Origin of the sequence: Aminiphilus sp., from assembly GCF_029975095.1 — a bacterium.
Classification (GTDB): Bacteria; Synergistota; Synergistia; order Synergistales; family Aminiphilaceae; genus Aminiphilus.
This window is the reverse complement of record NZ_JARKPW010000002.1, coordinates 45,891-61,322: the sequence shown is the minus strand read 5'-3', so window position 1 is coordinate 61,322 and position 15,432 is coordinate 45,891. Positions and strand designations below refer to the sequence as shown.

14 protein-coding genes and 1 pseudogene are annotated in these 15,432 nt (G+C 64.1%); 3 read left to right on the top strand and 12 right to left on the bottom strand.

All coding sequences use genetic code 11. From position 1 onward, the window contains the following. Nucleotides 1-594: pseudogene (locus Q1K49_RS00250) on the bottom strand (sodium:solute symporter family protein); the annotation flags it as partial. Nucleotides 595-906: 312 nt separating this feature from the next. Between Q1K49_RS00250 and Q1K49_RS00245 the strand changes: the two are divergent. Next, entirely contained in the window at nt 907-1,383 is a 477-nt protein-coding gene (locus Q1K49_RS00245; protein ID WP_300521381.1) for a ferritin family protein, read from the top strand. Nucleotides 1,384-1,468: 85 nt separating this feature from the next. Next, a complete protein-coding gene (locus tag Q1K49_RS00240; RefSeq protein ID WP_300521379.1) occupies nt 1,469-2,236 on the top strand; it encodes an alpha/beta hydrolase in 768 nt (255 codons plus the stop codon). 220 nt (nt 2,237-2,456) lie between these two features. Here the strand turns inward: Q1K49_RS00240 and Q1K49_RS00235 are convergent, their stop codons facing one another. The 3 genes from Q1K49_RS00235 to Q1K49_RS00225 all read right to left on the bottom strand — a co-directional run bounded on the left by Q1K49_RS00235 (nt 2,457) and on the right by Q1K49_RS00225 (nt 4,711). Then, the gene (locus tag Q1K49_RS00235; protein WP_300521378.1) at nt 2,457-3,116 is read right to left on the bottom strand and encodes a hypothetical protein; all 660 of its coding nucleotides are present in this window, start codon (nt 3,114-3,116) and stop codon (nt 2,457-2,459) included. 235 nt (nt 3,117-3,351) lie between these two features. Continuing rightward, the gene (locus Q1K49_RS00230; RefSeq protein WP_300521375.1) at nt 3,352-4,086 is read right to left on the bottom strand and encodes a hypothetical protein; all 735 of its coding nucleotides are present in this window, start codon (nt 4,084-4,086) and stop codon (nt 3,352-3,354) included. Nucleotides 4,087-4,156: 70 nt separating this feature from the next. Further along, nucleotides 4,157-4,711 carry a hypothetical protein gene (locus tag Q1K49_RS00225; RefSeq protein WP_300521372.1) on the bottom strand — a complete coding sequence of 185 codons (555 nt, stop codon included), beginning with the start codon at nt 4,709-4,711 and terminating at the stop codon, nt 4,157-4,159. A 422-nt stretch (nt 4,712-5,133) separates the two neighbouring features. On the opposite strand from Q1K49_RS00225, the gene Q1K49_RS00220 reads away from it, so the two are divergent. Continuing rightward, on the top strand, nt 5,134-5,847 hold the full coding sequence (locus Q1K49_RS00220) for a hypothetical protein (RefSeq protein ID WP_300521370.1): 714 nt from the start codon (nt 5,134-5,136) through the stop codon (nt 5,845-5,847). Nucleotides 5,848-6,314: 467 nt separating this feature from the next. Here the strand turns inward: Q1K49_RS00220 and Q1K49_RS00215 are convergent, their stop codons facing one another. From Q1K49_RS00215 to Q1K49_RS00180, 8 genes are all read right to left on the bottom strand, one after another. Then, nucleotides 6,315-7,844, bottom strand: coding sequence for an FGGY-family carbohydrate kinase (locus Q1K49_RS00215; RefSeq protein WP_300521367.1), 1,530 nt, complete (start codon nt 7,842-7,844; stop codon nt 6,315-6,317). Between the two features lie 14 nt (nt 7,845-7,858). Then, nucleotides 7,859-8,959 (bottom strand): M20/M25/M40 family metallo-hydrolase, encoded by a 1,101-nt coding sequence (locus Q1K49_RS00210; RefSeq protein ID WP_300521365.1) that lies wholly within the window; start codon nt 8,957-8,959, stop codon nt 7,859-7,861. Beyond that, nucleotides 8,956-10,005 carry an ABC transporter permease gene (locus tag Q1K49_RS00205; protein ID WP_300521363.1) on the bottom strand — a complete coding sequence of 350 codons (1,050 nt, stop codon included), beginning with the start codon at nt 10,003-10,005 and terminating at the stop codon, nt 8,956-8,958. The genes Q1K49_RS00210 and Q1K49_RS00205 overlap by 4 nt, the downstream gene beginning before the upstream one ends. After that, nucleotides 10,002-11,024: an ABC transporter permease gene (locus tag Q1K49_RS00200; protein ID WP_300521360.1), complete on the bottom strand. Its 1,023-nt coding sequence runs from the start codon at nt 11,022-11,024 to the stop codon at nt 10,002-10,004. The genes Q1K49_RS00205 and Q1K49_RS00200 overlap by 4 nt, the downstream gene beginning before the upstream one ends. Then, nucleotides 11,021-12,514: a sugar ABC transporter ATP-binding protein gene (locus Q1K49_RS00195; RefSeq protein WP_300521358.1), complete on the bottom strand. Its 1,494-nt coding sequence runs from the start codon at nt 12,512-12,514 to the stop codon at nt 11,021-11,023. Before Q1K49_RS00195 ends, Q1K49_RS00200 begins: the two co-directional genes overlap by 4 nt. Before the next feature lie 73 nt (nt 12,515-12,587). After that, nucleotides 12,588-13,577, bottom strand: a complete 990-nt coding sequence (locus tag Q1K49_RS00190) for an autoinducer 2 ABC transporter substrate-binding protein (RefSeq protein WP_300521357.1) — start codon at nt 13,575-13,577, stop codon at nt 12,588-12,590. A 209-nt stretch (nt 13,578-13,786) separates the two neighbouring features. Continuing rightward, complete coding sequence (locus tag Q1K49_RS00185; protein WP_300521354.1) at nt 13,787-14,572, bottom strand: DeoR/GlpR family DNA-binding transcription regulator; 786 nt, start codon at nt 14,570-14,572, stop codon at nt 13,787-13,789. Between the two features lie 13 nt (nt 14,573-14,585). Further along, on the bottom strand, nt 14,586-15,416 hold the full coding sequence (locus tag Q1K49_RS00180; RefSeq protein WP_300521353.1) for a BtpA/SgcQ family protein: 831 nt from the start codon (nt 15,414-15,416) through the stop codon (nt 14,586-14,588). Nucleotides 15,417-15,432 lie beyond the last annotated feature (16 nt).

The following is a 15,432-nucleotide window of genomic DNA, read 5'->3' as shown; positions in this document are numbered from 1 at the left end:
CAGGAGCGTCAGGGCCGCCAGTGCCACTCCTCCGGTGATGATGGCCAGATTCAGGACATCGCTCTTGGCCACCGAGGGAAGGCCGCCGAAGGTGGTGTAGAGGACGAAGAGGTAGACCAGCGACGAGGCCAGCAGGATCTTGATGTCCAGAAGCGCCCCCACGATTGTTCCGAAGGCCCGGAACTGGATGACGATGTAGAACGTATAGGCTCCCAGGAGGGACAGGGCGGAGAGAACCCGCAGACGCGGATCTCCGAAGGTGTCGCCCAGCCATTGGGGGAGCGAGAGTGCCCGGCTCACCCGGAGTTTGCGGACGAGAAAGGGCATGAGGACCAGTCCGATGAGCCAGCCGTTGACGCTGCCGGTGAAGGCCACGTAGCCGTCCGTGTAGAGCCACATGGTGTACCCGAGGATGGACGCGGCGCTCATCCAGGTGGCGACGAAGGTTCCCACCATGGGGCCCGGACGGAGCCTGTTGCCCCCCACGTAGAAGAGCCGACGGTCCTCCTTCCAGGAAAAGGCCTGTCCCGCGAGAAAGACGAGGGCCAGCGTATAGGCGCCGAAGGCGCACAGCTGCAGCAGCAGAACAGGCATCACCGGCGCCTCCTCCGGAGAAAGAGGCAGAGGGCGACTGGTGCCAGGACGAGGAGGGCGAAGAGCCCCCAGTCCACGAACAGAAACGAAGAGAGTGAGAACGAATCCGGAATCGTCAAAGCGTCATCGGGCTCCCTCGCGCTGGAATGGGTGACGGCGCGAGTTCTCGCCGGTCCCCTGAAGAGGCGGCCTGTCGGAACGGAGGCGTTTTTTCCCGGGGGTCGGTTTTTCCGCGCGGACACCGCCGTCATTGTACCATCCGGTGGATTGTGGCATCATGGCGGCAAAGTACGGAACGGGGAGGGGTGCTTCGTGTTCACGCTCACCGCGGAGGAACTCCGCAACATGGCCATCGCGCTGGAGGAGACGGGGGCGAAGTTCTATCGCAACGCCGCCGGACTGCTTTCGCCCGATCCGCTCGCGGACCTGTTCAACCGTCTCGCGGACTGGGAGGATCGGCACAGAGACCTTTTTTACGAACTCGGCTTCGATCCGGAGGGAGGCGAGCTCGTCATCGCCGATCCCGACGAGGAGACCGCGGCGTATCTCCGGGTTCTTGCAGGATCGCGGGTCTTCTCGACGGAACCGAAGTGTCTTTCCGGCGACGCTCCGACCCGTAGAGACATTCTTCAGGACGCCCTGGACCGGGAGAAGGAGAGCGTCGTCTTCTACTCGAGCCTCCGGCAGGCCGTCACCTCCTATCGGGGAAAGGAGATGCTGGAGCGCATCACCCGGGAAGAGCTTCATCACCTCCAGGTGCTCGCCCGGGAGCTTGAGGCGTCGTCCTGATCCTGTGCGGTACCGAAGCGCGAAGGGGAGCGGCGCACCGCCGGGAAAAACCGCCGCGAACGATGGAGAACGAGGAGGAACGTGCATGACGGAAATCTTTCGACGCACCACCCTGAGCCGCACCGCCGATGCCGAGCCCGTACGCATCGCCTATCTGGAGAAGGGGCGACCCGAGCCGGGAACGCCCTCCTTCGTCGTGGCGCCGGGAATCTGGGAGCCCGCGGAGCGTGCTCTGCCGCTTCTGGAGGCTGTGGATGGCCATGCCGTGGCGGTGAGTTTTCGCGGGCGGGGTGACAGCGACACACCGCGTCGCGGTTACGACCTGGAACATCACCTGGGTGATCTCGAGGCGGTGGTGGACGCCTCAGGAGCGGAGTGCCTGTGTCTTCTCGGATTTTCCAGGGGTGTCGGCTATGCGCTCGGCTATGCGGCACGTCATCGGTCCCGGGTGGCGGGGATGGTTCTGGTCGATTCCAAGGCCCGACACAGTGCGCCTCAACCCGGCACTGCGGACATGTGGAAGGGGCGGACTCATCTCGGGCGCCCCATTCCGGAGTTCATTCGGGGAATCGCGCTGGACGGCATGGAACGGGAATCCCGGGAGGTCCTTTTCTGGGACGAGTTGCCCCTCCTCGACGTGCCCGTTCTTGTTCTGCGGGGAACCTGGCGGGAGAGTCCCATTCCGTCGAACGTGAGCGAAGAGGATGCGTCCCGCTACGAGAGGCTGCTCCGTTTCGGAGAGGTCATCGAGTTCGAGCGCTCGGGGCACATGATCCCCGACGAGGAACCCGAGCGTTACGTGGCGACGGTGAAACGCTTCTTTCACGCCCTGAGGAAGAAAAGCGTTCCCTGAAGAAGAGGACTTCTCTGAAAGCGGTTCTCCGTTCCCCGGAGTCGCTCTCCGGGACCGTTTTGAAGCCGTTTCCCGATTTTTCCGACTCTTTCCCTCAAAAGGATGCGCGAAGGAGCCGTTTGCGCCCCATGGCGGGATGTTCCGTAAAAGGAGTGACGAGGCCCCGGAGGGATCCCTCCGCGGCCTCGTCACTCCTTCGGGGCATTGTCCCCGGGGCCGTTCACCTGGGGAGGAATTTCTCGACGATCCGCACCAGGTCCTCGATGGCGACGGCTCCCGCCGTCCAGGTGAGGCAGGTGTTGTCCGCATCGGCCAGGATCATGTAGGGGACGGTGCTCACTCGGAAGTCGTAGACGGCGGAACCGTCCGCGTCGAGGCATTCCACGGTCGTCCCCAGTCCCGCGGCGACTTCCCTCCATGCCGCGTCTCCCAACTTGGCCTTCAGATCCTTTTCCTCGTACCAGGGAGTGACGCTGACGATGGTGAGGAGATCCGTGCCGAAACGTTCCCGGAGCACGGGGAAGAGCCGGAGTTCCTCCAGGCAGACAGAGCAGTCGGTTTTCCAGAAAACGTAGAGCGTGAGCGGTGTCTCGCTCAGCGTGGAAATCCGCTTCGTCGTTCCGTCGGCCTTGACGAAGACCCTTGTTCGCGGAAGGCGCTCTCCCACGTTGACTACCTTGCCCACGAGGCGCGGAAGCTGCTCCGCGCCGCAGATCCTTTCCGGTTCGGTCGCCGGAGGTGTCGCTGCGAAAGAGAGCGTGTGCGCGTCCGGAAAGAGAAGGCCGCAGAGCAGCACGAACACGAACAGAAGCGAAGCCGTTCCATTGCGGCGGGGCGTTGCGGCCTTGCCGCGGGTGGTGGATGCGTGTCGAACGGGCATAGTGGAAACATTCCTCCTCAATGTCGGTGTGATGCCGAGCACTTCGTCCCAAAGGCAATCGTGTGCACTACACGTCCACAAGGGGGGCGGGCAGAACTTCCGGACGGTGCATGCTTCTCTCGATGCCTTTCCGGAACGTGCCGGTGCCGCCGGTGCGGCGCGGCGCGGCGTTACGTCGGCGAAGTTGCCTTGTGTGCCCTCCGTTCGGTCTTTTCCGGGAGTGTCCTGTTTCCGCCTATCCGTCGCGGCAGCAGTCGATGAAGGCCTTCACGAGTCGGGTGATGCCCGATGTGGCCTTCCCGGTGGCATTTCCACTCCGTCCCGACGAGATGCTTCCGGCGGAGGCGGTGCTGAAGGCGATTTTGTCGGTGACGCCGGAAATGAAGCCCTCGGTGCTTCTCGGGGAGGATATCCGGGGTGTCTTCGTCTCCCTGGGCGGGGTCGTTTCTCTTCCCGAACCGGTCACCTCCGCCTCTTCCGGGGCGTCTCCCGTGAAGGTCCAGAAGAGGGACCAGAGCGTGAAGGCCTTGTCGATGAGATCCCGCGATGCCGCGTCCTTTCCATCGGCCTGTCGCTTGTTGGCCACTTCGAGCAGCCGCATGGACGAGGCGAGAAGGTGCTTTGAAATGCACCATCCCTCGCCGTTGCCTTCGCGAACAAGCTGTTTCATGAGATCCCGCCGCATGTCCCGGATCTCCGGAAGCAGTTCCAGAAAGGCCTGATCGTCCGTCCGGGCGTAGCTGCAGGCGAGATGTTCCTCGATGGAGATGAGGTTCATGAGGGCGAAGGAGAGATCCTCACCCGCGGAGAGATCGACGAATCCCTGCCTGTGAAGGACCGCGGCAAGGCGCTCCGCCCACACCGAAGAGGGAGAGCCCTCCTCAGGGACATTCTCGCCGGGAAGATTCTCGGCGAGAGGAAGGGGGGTTTCCGTTTCGGAAAGATCTGAGAGACGCTGTTCCTGTGTCATGGATGACAACTCCTTCTTCGTTTTCCTGCGGACAAGGGCGGCGGAGGGGTCTGCTTCCGCAGGTCGGAGATCAGAGATAGGTATCCGCCAGGGCTGCGACGATTCCCGCGCCCACGAGAGCTCCCACGGTGACGAGAACGGACTGGTAGGGGATGAGGGTGCGCCCGGCCACACGTTTTTGGGCCTTGCTCAGCATGAGGGCGACGAAGAGCAGCACGCCGCCGAACCAGCCCCAGGCGGAAACCGTGGCGAAGAAGCCGAGACTGAGGAAGGCGTCGAACGAAGCGAGGCTGCCGGGATAGGTGAGGAGAACGTTGTTGAGGAGCACGAAGAGAAAGCTCAGGGCGACGGGGCGGTAGGGAAAGCGGTATCGCTTGGTGGCGTAATGCATCCAGAGAGCGAAGACGACGGAAATAGCCCCGCTTGTGGCACCCACCACAGACATGCCGAGTCCGAAGGTTCTTGCGAGGAAAAGGCCCGCTCCGGCGGTGATGAAACAAAGGGGGCACGTCGCCTCGGCGGGAAGAGCGAAGAAAAAAACACCCAGCGAGAGAAGAAGCGGTGCGAGAACGGCAAAGCGTCGCGCTGTCGGTGTTGCTGATCGGAGCTGTGGAGAACCTGCCATGGATCTGTTCCTCCCCCTGTCGGGTTTTCGTCTCGACCGGAAATACGGCCGAGAAAGAACGATATCCTTTGTATTGTCCCCCTGAATGCGCGAGGAGTAAAGGCCGTGAGATGTGAGGATGTGCGCGTTCTTTTTGTGGCAATTTCGCCACGTTTTATCTATACTACCACATGAGGAATAAAAGCGCACAGAGGCACGATCGCGAATCGGACGAAGGAGGCCGTGGCCGTACAAACCGCAGCGCGGTGTGTCTTCGCTCTCCGGCGTTCATGAGGAAGGAATTTTTGGCGGAAGTGCGCGTGTTTTTCTGGCGGAGAAGGCATGATGCGCGTATACTGCTCTGTGGAAAGAACGAAACGGGCGGCGACGGCCGTATCGGTGGGTGGGCCCGATGGCGTCGTCGCGAGAAAGGGGATAGGGTTATGGGTATGGTACGGAAGTTTTTTCTGCCTTGGGTGGTTCTCTGTTTTTCCGTCGTCCTCGTCTCCGGAGCCTTCGCCGACTGCAATTGTGACGGCGGTGACACGGAGGGCGGCGGGAACCAGGATGCGGTGACGCTCGGGGGTTTCTCCGTCCTTCAGGACGGCATGAAGCTTCTCGGTGCGGGAAACTTCGTCGAGGCGGGGAAAACTCTCGAGAAATCGCTGTGGGCGATGGATCCCAAGCTCCGGGGTGATGCGCTGCGCCTGCTGCTCTTCGCCGATCTCGGCGCCGGGGAGTACGACCGGGGAAAGACGCGCCTGGAGGAACTGCTCTCCAAGTACGGCGATGCCCGTTCTCTTCTCGTCGGCGACGGCGAGCGGGTGCGCGGTGCGGCGGTGCTCCGCTTCGTGGAGGTTGCGGCGGAGAAGGGGAACGTGGCGGACATCGACGCGGTGCGGGAAGCCCTCGGACCTGCCCTCAAGCTCGATTGGGTCACCGTGGTGGACGCAACGGGACATGCGGGAGGACGGACAAAGCTCTTCGTTCCCGTGGAGTTCGCCCGTGCGCAGGCATTGGCGGCGTCGGGGCGGAACGCCGAGGCGGAGGAGAGTCTCCAGCGGCTTTCCTTCAGCTCCGGACGAGTTCTTTGGAAAGGACGGGCTCTCGATCTGGACGAGGCGATGGAGGAACTGCGGCGTACCATGGCCGGCTGAGGCTCGGGCGGAAGGACGCAAAACGAAACGGCAACTGCCTTCCGGCAGCGGCCTGCCCTGAAGAAACCGCCGCGAGGGATGCGCGGAGGCCTTGCGGAGCGAGGAGGAAGCGGTGTCCGGACACCCTTTCCGGAAGGCTTTCGGAACCGGGATGTGACCAAGGTGCGACCAAGGTCTTTTCGGAGATGCCGCGTCGCGTGTGGACGGAAACTTCGGAATTGGACGAAGCGGAACGGATGAAAGAGGCGAAGGCCGGATCTTGAAAAAGCGCTTCGGTCGCCCGGGGTTCTGCCTCGGGTGGCCGAAGCGCTTTCCGTGTCCGCATGCTCTCTTGGTGTTCTTCTTTCCCGTTGTCTGTCCTTGGGAACCTCTGAATAAGGCTGCGTCAGCTCCGCAGGACGCCTTGCAGAGCCTGATGCGATCCGAGTGAAGGGAGGCAAAATGTCTTTATTCAGAGCTTCCCTTGGTCAGACCTCCTGCGTCAGGTCGTGCATGAGGTCCTTGGTACGCTCGTAGAGGTCCCGATAGATGCGGTGCGCCCTGTCGTAGAGCGGTTTCGGTGCAGGATCCGGGGCGACCGTCTCAAGGCGCCGTACCCAGCGGGAGATGTCGCTGTAGGACGCGAAGAGTCCCGTGCCGAGTCCCGCGAGAAAAGCGTCGCCGTAGGAAGCGCCGAGGGTGACGGCGGGAACGAGCTGCGCCCTCCCGGAGATGTCGCTCACCATCTGGAGCCACGGGCGGTTCTTCGTTCCGCCTCCCACGGCGCGCACCTCGAGCGGCGCGGCGTCGATCTCGTCCAGCACGTCCAAGTGGTGGCGGATACCGTGTCCGACTCCTTCCAGCACCGCCCGGTAAAGGTGTTCCCGGGTGTGGGAAAGCGTGAGACCGAAGAAGACGCCCCGTGCCCGGGGATCGTTGAGAGGCGTCCGTTCGCCGCTGAAGTAGGGGAGCACCACCAGTCCCTCCGCACCGGGAGGGACCGCCGCGGCCAGGGCGGCAAGACGGCCGTAGGCGCTCTCGCCGCCCTGCGCCTCGGCCTCCACGAGTTCCCGGGCGAGCATGTCCCGGAACCAGCGGGTGAGAACCCCTGTGGTGGCCATGCCCGCCATGATCGCAGACGTGCCGGGGAAGAGATAGGGGGCCGACCAGAGGCGACGATCCCGGACGGGACGGTCCACCACCTGGATGTAGAACATGGTGGAGCCGTACATGAGCATGGCCTGCCCCGGCGCGGTGACGCCGGCGCTCACCGCCTCCGCCGCGGCGTCGATGGTGCCGACGATCACGGGCGTTCCTTTTGCGAGTCCCGTGGCCGCCTCGGCCTCCGGGGTGATCGTTCCGGCGATCTCCGACGTCCAGGCGATGTCGGGAAGGCGCTCCGGCTCGATGATGCCCTCGCAGAGATCCTTTCCCCAGGTGCCCGCGGCCATGTCGTAGAGGGGGACGAAGCAGGAGGCGCTGTAGTGGTCCAGCATCCACCGTCCCGTGAGGCGTGCGCAGAGGAACGTGGTGGCCGCCACGATCTTCGCCGCCTTGGCATAGCATTCGGGCTCGTGTTTTCTGAGCCAGAGGATCTTGGGTCCCACGGACTGGGAGGAAAGGGCGTTTCCCGTGCGGACGAAGATGGTCTCCGCGCCCATTCGGACGTCGAGTTCGCGGATCTCCTCCACGGCTCTGGTGTCGATGCCGTAGAGCACGGCATTGCGCAGGGGACGGCACGCCTCGTCCACGGGAAGCATCACCGGGCCGATGGCGCTGCACCCTACGGCGGCGATCCGCTCCGGGGCGATGCGGGAGGTCTCCAGAAGTTCCCGGGTGAGAGCGCAGAAATCACCCCACCAGGCCCGTTCCGCGTCGTGCTCCGCCCATCCCTGGCGGGGGAGAAGCAGTTCATGGGGACGAACCGCCGTGGCCACCACGTCGCCCGCCAGGGTGACGAGCACTCCCTTCGATTCGTAGGTACCGATGTCCACGCCGAGAAGATAGCGCTCTTCCATGGCAATTCCTCCCTCTACCGACGCAGGTCCGTGTCGGGGCCCCAGGAGAGGAGCAGCCCCTCCAAAAGATCCGAAAGTCCCTCCAGATCGCGAAGGTCGCAGAGTTCCACCGGGGAATGGGTGTACCGGGCTGGAAAGCTCAACTCCAGCGGAGCGACGCCCCGTCCCACGAGCTGCACGTAGGAAAGGTCCGTGAGCAGTCCTCCCGTGGCGTTACGCTGCAGGGGAATGCCCGCCGCAGCCGCCACGTCCCGGGTGGAGCGCACCAGGGCGGGGTGGGGAAGAACCCCGTTCAGCGTCCCCCGTCCGTGGAAGCTGTACATGCCGAGCACGGGGCCTCCTCCGAGTGCCGCCTCCGTGCGGTCTTTCAGATCCGGCGTGTCTCCCGACACCACCACGTCGAGGGCGATGGCGATGTCCGGGCGGATCTGCTCCGCCGCCACCATGGCCCCCCGGAGGTTGAATTCCTCCTGGACCGTACCCACGACGAAGACCGTGCAGCGGTGAGGTTTTTCGCGCAGGCGACGGGCGGTCTCCACGAGGACGGCGCAGCCCCCCCGGTTATCCACGGTCGTGCCCGCCACCCGATGTTCTCCCAGAAGGTCGAAACGGGGACGGTAGACCACGGGGCATCCCACCTGCACTCCCCGGGCGAGGGCCTCCTCCCGGGAGGAGAACCCCAGATCGAGGAAGAGCGCTCCGTAGGGAGTGACCGCACTCTTTTCCTCCTGGGGTGTGGCGTGGTGCGCTTTGGGGCCGATCACGCCGGGAAGGAGTTCGCCCGCCTCCGTCTCGAGGAGCATGGGAGTTCCGGGGAGCACCTTTTCCGGCACGCCCCCGAGGCGTTCCAACCGCACGAATCCCCCATCGTCGATCTTTCGCACCAACATGCCGAGCTGGTCCATGTGGGCGAAGAGCATCACCCGGGGCGCCTTTGCATCCGTGCCGTCGAAACGGGCGATCACGTTGCCCGGGCGGTCCGTCTCGACCTGGTCCGCAAGAGAGCCGAACGCGTTTTCCAGAAGGCGCATCATGCGCTCTTCCCGGCCTGACAGGGCCGGGGTGAGCATCATGGTACGCAGCGAGTCCCGCAAGGTCATCGCCGCGGATGTCATCGGAGTTCCTCCGTTTCTCCGCCCGCCTGCGGGGCGGTCCCGTTCTTTCGTCCCTGCATTTTCCGGGCTGCACGGGCTCCCAGAACATTCAGGGCCATCACCGCGAGGAGCAGCGCTCCCCAGACGAATTCCTTGGAAAAATTGCTGAACCGGAGCATGGCGAAACCGCTGGAGAGAAACTGCAGAGAGAGAATGGCCAGCACGAGTCCCGCCATGGAGCCGAAGCCGCCCGCCACGTTGGTGCCCCCCAGAACGGCCACGAGGATGGCCTGCAGAGTGTAGGAGACGCCGTAGTCCGCCTTGGCCGAATTGGTCCGGGCGAACATGACGAGTCCTGCGGAGGCGCAGAGAACGCCGCTGAGCATATAGGTCTTCATGAGGATCGCCGCGTTGTCCAGCCCGGCGAACCTTGCGGCCGTGGGGTTGGTTCCCACCAGATAGAGGGAGAAGCCGAAGGAGGTGCGGCGCAGGAGCACTCCCACGAGAAGCACCGCCGCGGCGAAGAGCACCAGGGGAACGGGCACGGAGAAGAGATAGCCGTTGCCGAGGTAGAGAAAGGCGTCGGGAAAGCCGTAGAGGGCGGTTCCTCGGGTGAGGACGATGGCGAGGCCCGAGAAGAGCTGCATGGTGCCCAGCGTGGCGAGGATGGGAGGAATGCCCACCCTGGTCACGAGGAGTCCGTTCAAGAGACCGCACCCCGCTCCGGCGGCGAGGGAGATGCCCACGGAGACCGCTACGACGAACGCCGCCCAGGTCCCTCCGGCCCCCTCGGGCGCATAGTGCAGCAGAAACTGACTCGCAAGGATTCCCGAGAGGTTGGCGATTCCCACGGCGGAGAGATCTATCCCTCCGGAGATCATGGCCGCCATCATGGCGATGGAGAGGAGCCCGATCTCGGGAATCTGGAAGGACATGGAGGCGAAATTCCGAACGCTGAGAAAGCGTCCGGGAACGAGAAGACTGAGTGCGGCGAAGATGAGCGCCGTCACCAGGAGCAGGCGCCACAGGCCGTTTTCGTCCCGGAGAAAGCGCAGCGGAATTTTCATGAGCGTTCCTCCTCTCCGGCGTGGGGCCGTTTTCTCGTTCGGGCGAGAAGAAGAGGCGCCGCGGTACCCGCGAGGAGGAGGAGACCCACGGCCACGCGCTGCCAGTAGGAGGGGACCCCGAGGAGAATCAGACTGTTGTTCATGATGACCACCAGCCCCACCCCCAGCAGGGTTCCCGGCACCGAGCCGTGTCCTCCCGTGATGCGCGCTCCCCCGAGGACGACCGCGGCGAGAACGTTCATCTCCGTTCCCACCAGATCGAAGGGGTTGGCCATGCGGGAGAGAGACGTGTGGATGATGCCTCCCAGGCCCGCCAGAACGCCCACGTAGCCGTAGATGAAGAACTGGATGCGGGAGAGGGAAAATCCCACCCGCTCCGCCGCCACTGCGTCGCCGCCGAGGGCGTAGATGCCCCGCCCCAGCATGGAGTACCGCAGCAGCCCCCAGGTGAACAGCGCGGCCCCGAAGAGGAAGAGCACCGCTCCGGGCAGGCTGTAGAGAACCCCGTCGGGCGTTCTTCCCCGCAGGAGATCCCACTGGGAGAAGGCCACCATGGCCTGGGGAAGAACGGAGATGTGGTTGCTCCCGATGAACGCCAGCAGAAACCCCCGAAAGGCGCTCATGGTGCCCAGAGTGACGATGAGCGTGGGGAGCCGGAAAGCGGAGATGAAGAGAGCGTTCACGAGACCCAGGCAGAGCCCGATGCCGCAGGAGAGAAGACAGATCCAGAGAAACGGTCCGGCGTACCCCCAGGCGAGGAGCAGCTTCGTCGTGATGTACATGGAGAGCACCGCCACGGCGGTGAAGGAGACGTCGATGCCTCCGGAGACGATGACCACGAGCGCGCCGAGGGCGAAGATGCCCAGGACGACGCTGCTCCGAAGGAGGTCGAAGAGGTTCGGCAGACTCCAGAAGGCGCTGTTGACGCTGCCAACGAAGAGACAGAGCCCCAGGATGGTGAGTCCCACGAGGAACTCGTTCTTCTTCCACAGCGTGTTCCATCGACTCGGCATGGTCATCCCGCCAGTTTCCGGGCCAGTTCGTTCTCGTCCGTGGCGGCCCCGTCGAACTCCTCCACGATCCTGCCCCGTTTCATGAGAAGGATGCGGTTGCAGTTGTGCAGCACTTCCGGAATATCGTCGGACATGATGAGAATTCCCATTCCCTTCGCGGCGAGATCCTCGAGGATGGCGTGGATCTCCGATTTCGAACCGATGTCCACTCCCACCGTGGGGCCGTTGAGGACCAGCACCTTCGGCGCGAGGGCGATCCATCGGGCCAGGACGACCCGCTGCTGGTTGCCCCCCGACAGGTTCCGCACGGGGACGCTCGCCGAGGGCGCGGCGATGCGGAGCCTTCGGATCCAGGCCTCGCCGAAGCGGAGTACCGCCCGGGGGGGCAGCAGTCCGAGGCGCCCCGCGAGGTCTCGTGCCGTGCCCGCGGCGGCGTTGTCGGCGAGAGATTTGCTCAGAAAGAGCCCCTCGGTGAGGCGGTCCTCCGGCACATAGCCGATACCGTTCCGGAGTGCGTCGTGGATGCTTCGGATGGAGACTTCCCGACCTTCGATGCGGATCTCTCCCTCCGTGGCGGGTTCCATGCCGAAGAGTGCCAGGGCGAGTTCGGTCCGACCCGATCCGAGGAGTCCCGTGACGCCCAGAATCTCCCCCGGCCAGAGATCGAAGGAGACGTCCCGGAAACTTCCCTTGCGGGACAGGTGTCGCAGGGAGAGCAGAGGAGTGTCCGTCCTCTCCGGAACGGCGCTTCTGCGGGCTTGGGCGATGCGCCGCCCGGTCATGCAGAAGACGAGCCGCGCCGCGTCGAAGGCGGCCCGGGGTTCGTCCGCCACGACCCGGCCGTTTCGGAGCACCGTGATCTGCTCCGACACGTCCATCACCTCGTCGAGCTTGTGGCTCACGAAGAGGGTGGCGATGTTCCGTTCTTTCAGAGCGCGGATGATCTCCAGGAGCCGTCGTACCTCCGGCCGGGTGAGCGCCGCCGTGGGCTCGTCCATGATGATGAGCCGCGCGTTCTGGAGCAGTGCCCTGCCGATGGCGACGAGCTGTTTGGAGGCCACGGGAAGATCCTCCACAAGCGCTTCAGGATCAAGTTCCACGCCGAGGCGCGAGAGCGCTTCTCCGGCGATGTCCCGGATGCGCCGGCGGGTCACGAGGCGGCGTCTCTCCGCGAGAAGGGTGTTCATGGCCATGTTCTCCGCCACGGTCAGGTTCGGAAAGAGGGAGAAATCCTGAAAGATCACCTGGATTCCCTCGCGGATGGCGTCGATGGGGTGCAGCCGCGAAAAGGAGTGCCCGTCGATGCGGATTTCCCCGCTGTCGTGGTGAACCACGCCCGCGACGATCTTGATGAGCGTGGATTTTCCCGAGCCGTTCTCACCCACGAGACAGCGGATCTCTCCGGGAGCCACGGAGAGATTCGCTCCGTCCAGGGCGCGGACTCCCGAGAAGTCCTTGCAGATGTCCTTCAGTTCCAGGTAGGGGGTTGGCGCCATGAAGACCGTCCTTTCCTTCGCGGGGAGCCCCGCGAAGGAGGCTCCCCGAACGGAACGAGATGCCGCTTCGATGCTAGAAGCTGTATTTGTCCATGTTCTCCTTGGTCACGTCCACCCAGGCCTGGCCGTAGATGACCTTGCCCTTGAGCATGATCTTCTCGTAGCCGGGGACGCCCAGATCCATGCCGTCGGTGATCTCTTTCCCCTCGAGAAGGGCGAGGGCCACCTGGTTCATGGCGTAGCCCGCATCGGCGGGATCCCAGAAGCTGATCATGTCCACCGCGCCGGTCTTGAGGTACTGTCCGGAGACGGAGACGAGGCTCGTCCCCACCACGGCGATCTTGTCCTGAATGCCCATCTCCTCGATGGCGAGTCCCGCGCCCGCCACGTCGACGGCGGAGCTGCCCTGGAGGCCCTTGAGGTTCGGATAGGCCTTGAGCAGTTCCCGGGTCTTCGCGTAGGCAGTCTGCTGGTCGTCGTTGGTCTCGATCTTGTCCCCCACGAGCTTCATCTTGGGGTACTTCTCCCTCTGGCGGGCGATGGCGGCATCGACCCATTCGTTGTGGGTCTTGGAGGTGAGGCTTCCCACCATGACGGCGTACTCGCCCTCTTCGTTCATGAGCTTCGCCAGGGCGTCCATGAAGTGTGCGCCGTAGGCGGCGTTGTCGAAGGCCTCCACGTCATAGTTCACGTTCTTCTGGTTCGAAGCCTCGTGGGTGACGACGATGATGCCCTGATCCATGGCCTTCTTGAGCACCGGTTCGAGAGCTTCCGGCGAGAAGGGGACGACACAGAGCGCATTCACCTGCTGGGCGATGAGGTCCTCGACGACCTGGACCTGCAGCGCTGCGTCGGCCTTCGCCGGTCCCTGCTGGAACGTGGTGTGCCCCGTGGCCTTTCCGAAGGCGAGAACGCCTTCCTCCATGCGCTGGAACCAGTTGACGCCGCTCAACTTCACCACCGTGGCAAGGGTGTAGGTCTCCGCCGCGGACGCGCAGAGCGCCCCGCCGAGAATCGCGCCGAACACGAGCAGACCTGTCAGGAGCACTGCGATGCGTTTCATGAATCTCCCTCCTTGAATTTCCGTCGATGAACTTCCTTCGGTCCGGAAGACGCTTCCTCCGCGGCTTCCGCCGCAGGAGCGTTCCGGAAAACCTCTGCTCCGTCCCGTTTTCGCCTCCTGCCCCTCCATCCTTTTTCCCGCGCTCTCACCCCTTTCCGCAAGCGTTTCGGATTCCTTTACCGCCGCAGCTTTTTTCCGCCGGGAGCGACTCAGGCGAGTTCCACCGTCGCTCCGTGCCGTTTCAGCTCCGAGAGCGCGGTCTCGTCGAGCCCCGTATCGGTGACGATGCGGTGCACCGCATCGAGGGGGCAGACGTTCACGAGAGCGACCTTGCCGAACTTGGAATGGTCCGCCACGAGGATAACCTCCTGGGTCGCCTCGACGATGCGCTGTTTCACCGCGTGCTCGGAGAAGGTGGCATTGAAGACTCCCTGCTCGGGGTGAATTGCATCGGCCCCGAGAAAGGCCTTGTTCACGCGGATCTTGCGGAAGAAATTCTCCGCCTCGGAGCCCACGAGGACGTTGAAGCCGGGGCGGAGCGTGCCCCCCGAGACGAGGACGGAGGTGGTGTCGTCGTAGTCGACCGAGCCGGCGATGAAGAGGTCGTAGGTGATGATGGTGAGGTTTTTGTGGTGCGTCAGGTGGCGCGCCACCTCGATGGTGGTGGAGCCGGAATCGAGGATGATGGTCTCTCCATCGCTGACGCGGGCCGCCGCTGCGGCGCCGATACGGCGCTTCTCTTCCTGGAGCTGGGTTCGCTTCTCCGCGTAGAGTTTTTCGAAGGCGGTGCTCGTCTCGGGAAGAACCGCCCCGCCGTGGGTACGATTGATGAGCCCCCGGGCGGTGAGGGCCTCCAGATCCCGGCGTACCGTGGCCTCCGAGACGTTCAGAAGCCTTGAGAGGAGCTGGATTTTCGCGCTTCCCCGGGAGTGGATGCTCTCCAGGATCTTTCGCTGGCGCTCTGCGGGGAGGCTGGAAGGACGGCGGAGCTTCATCGCCGGAGCCTTCTCAGGAGACGTCGGAAGCCGCAGTCCCCGAGCGGAAGGTGCGCACCCGCTCCATGAACTGACGTACCCGTGAGGCGTCCACGGGGTTCTCGAACACGCCATCCTTTTTGAAGGTCGTTCCCACTACGGCACCGTCCGCGATGGAGAGCTGCTTCTCCACGTTGTCCAGGCGCATGCCCGTGTTCGCCAGCACCACCGTCTGGGGGACCGCGTCCTTGACGCGTTTGAGAACCGAGGAGTCCGTCTCGGCACCCGCCACGAGGCCGGACACGCAGAGGGCGTCGGGGCGGTTGTTGAACACGGTGGACCGGGCGATGCTCTCGATGTCGCGGTCCGCCAGATAGCGCGCCGCTTCGGGAACGATGTTGAAGAGAAGCCGCACGTTTTCTGCGTTCACATGGCGCCGGTGCCGCACCGTCGCGCCCACGTCGGTGTTCCAGAGGCCGAAATCACTGGCGTAGACGCCGGTGAAGATCTCCCGCACGAAGCATGCTCCCGTGGCCGCAGCCAAGTCGAGGGATTTCCGGGCGTCCCAGAGGACGTTCACCCCGAAGGGAATCCGGATGTCCCCCATCAGTTCGCCGATGACGCGCGCCATGGCCGCCACGGTCTCCGTTTCCACCCTGGTCAGGTAGGGAAGGCTGAATTCGTTGGAGAACATTACCGCGTCCACGCCTCCTTCCTGGAGGGCGGCAAGGTCCCGGCGGCACATGTCCACCACGTATCCCATGCCTTTCTTCGCGTCGTAATGGGGGTCTCCGGGAAGGGGAAGCATGTGGCACATGCCGATGATCGCCTTGTCCGTGCCGAACAGGTCCTGCAGCCAGCTCATAGGATTGTCCTCCTTG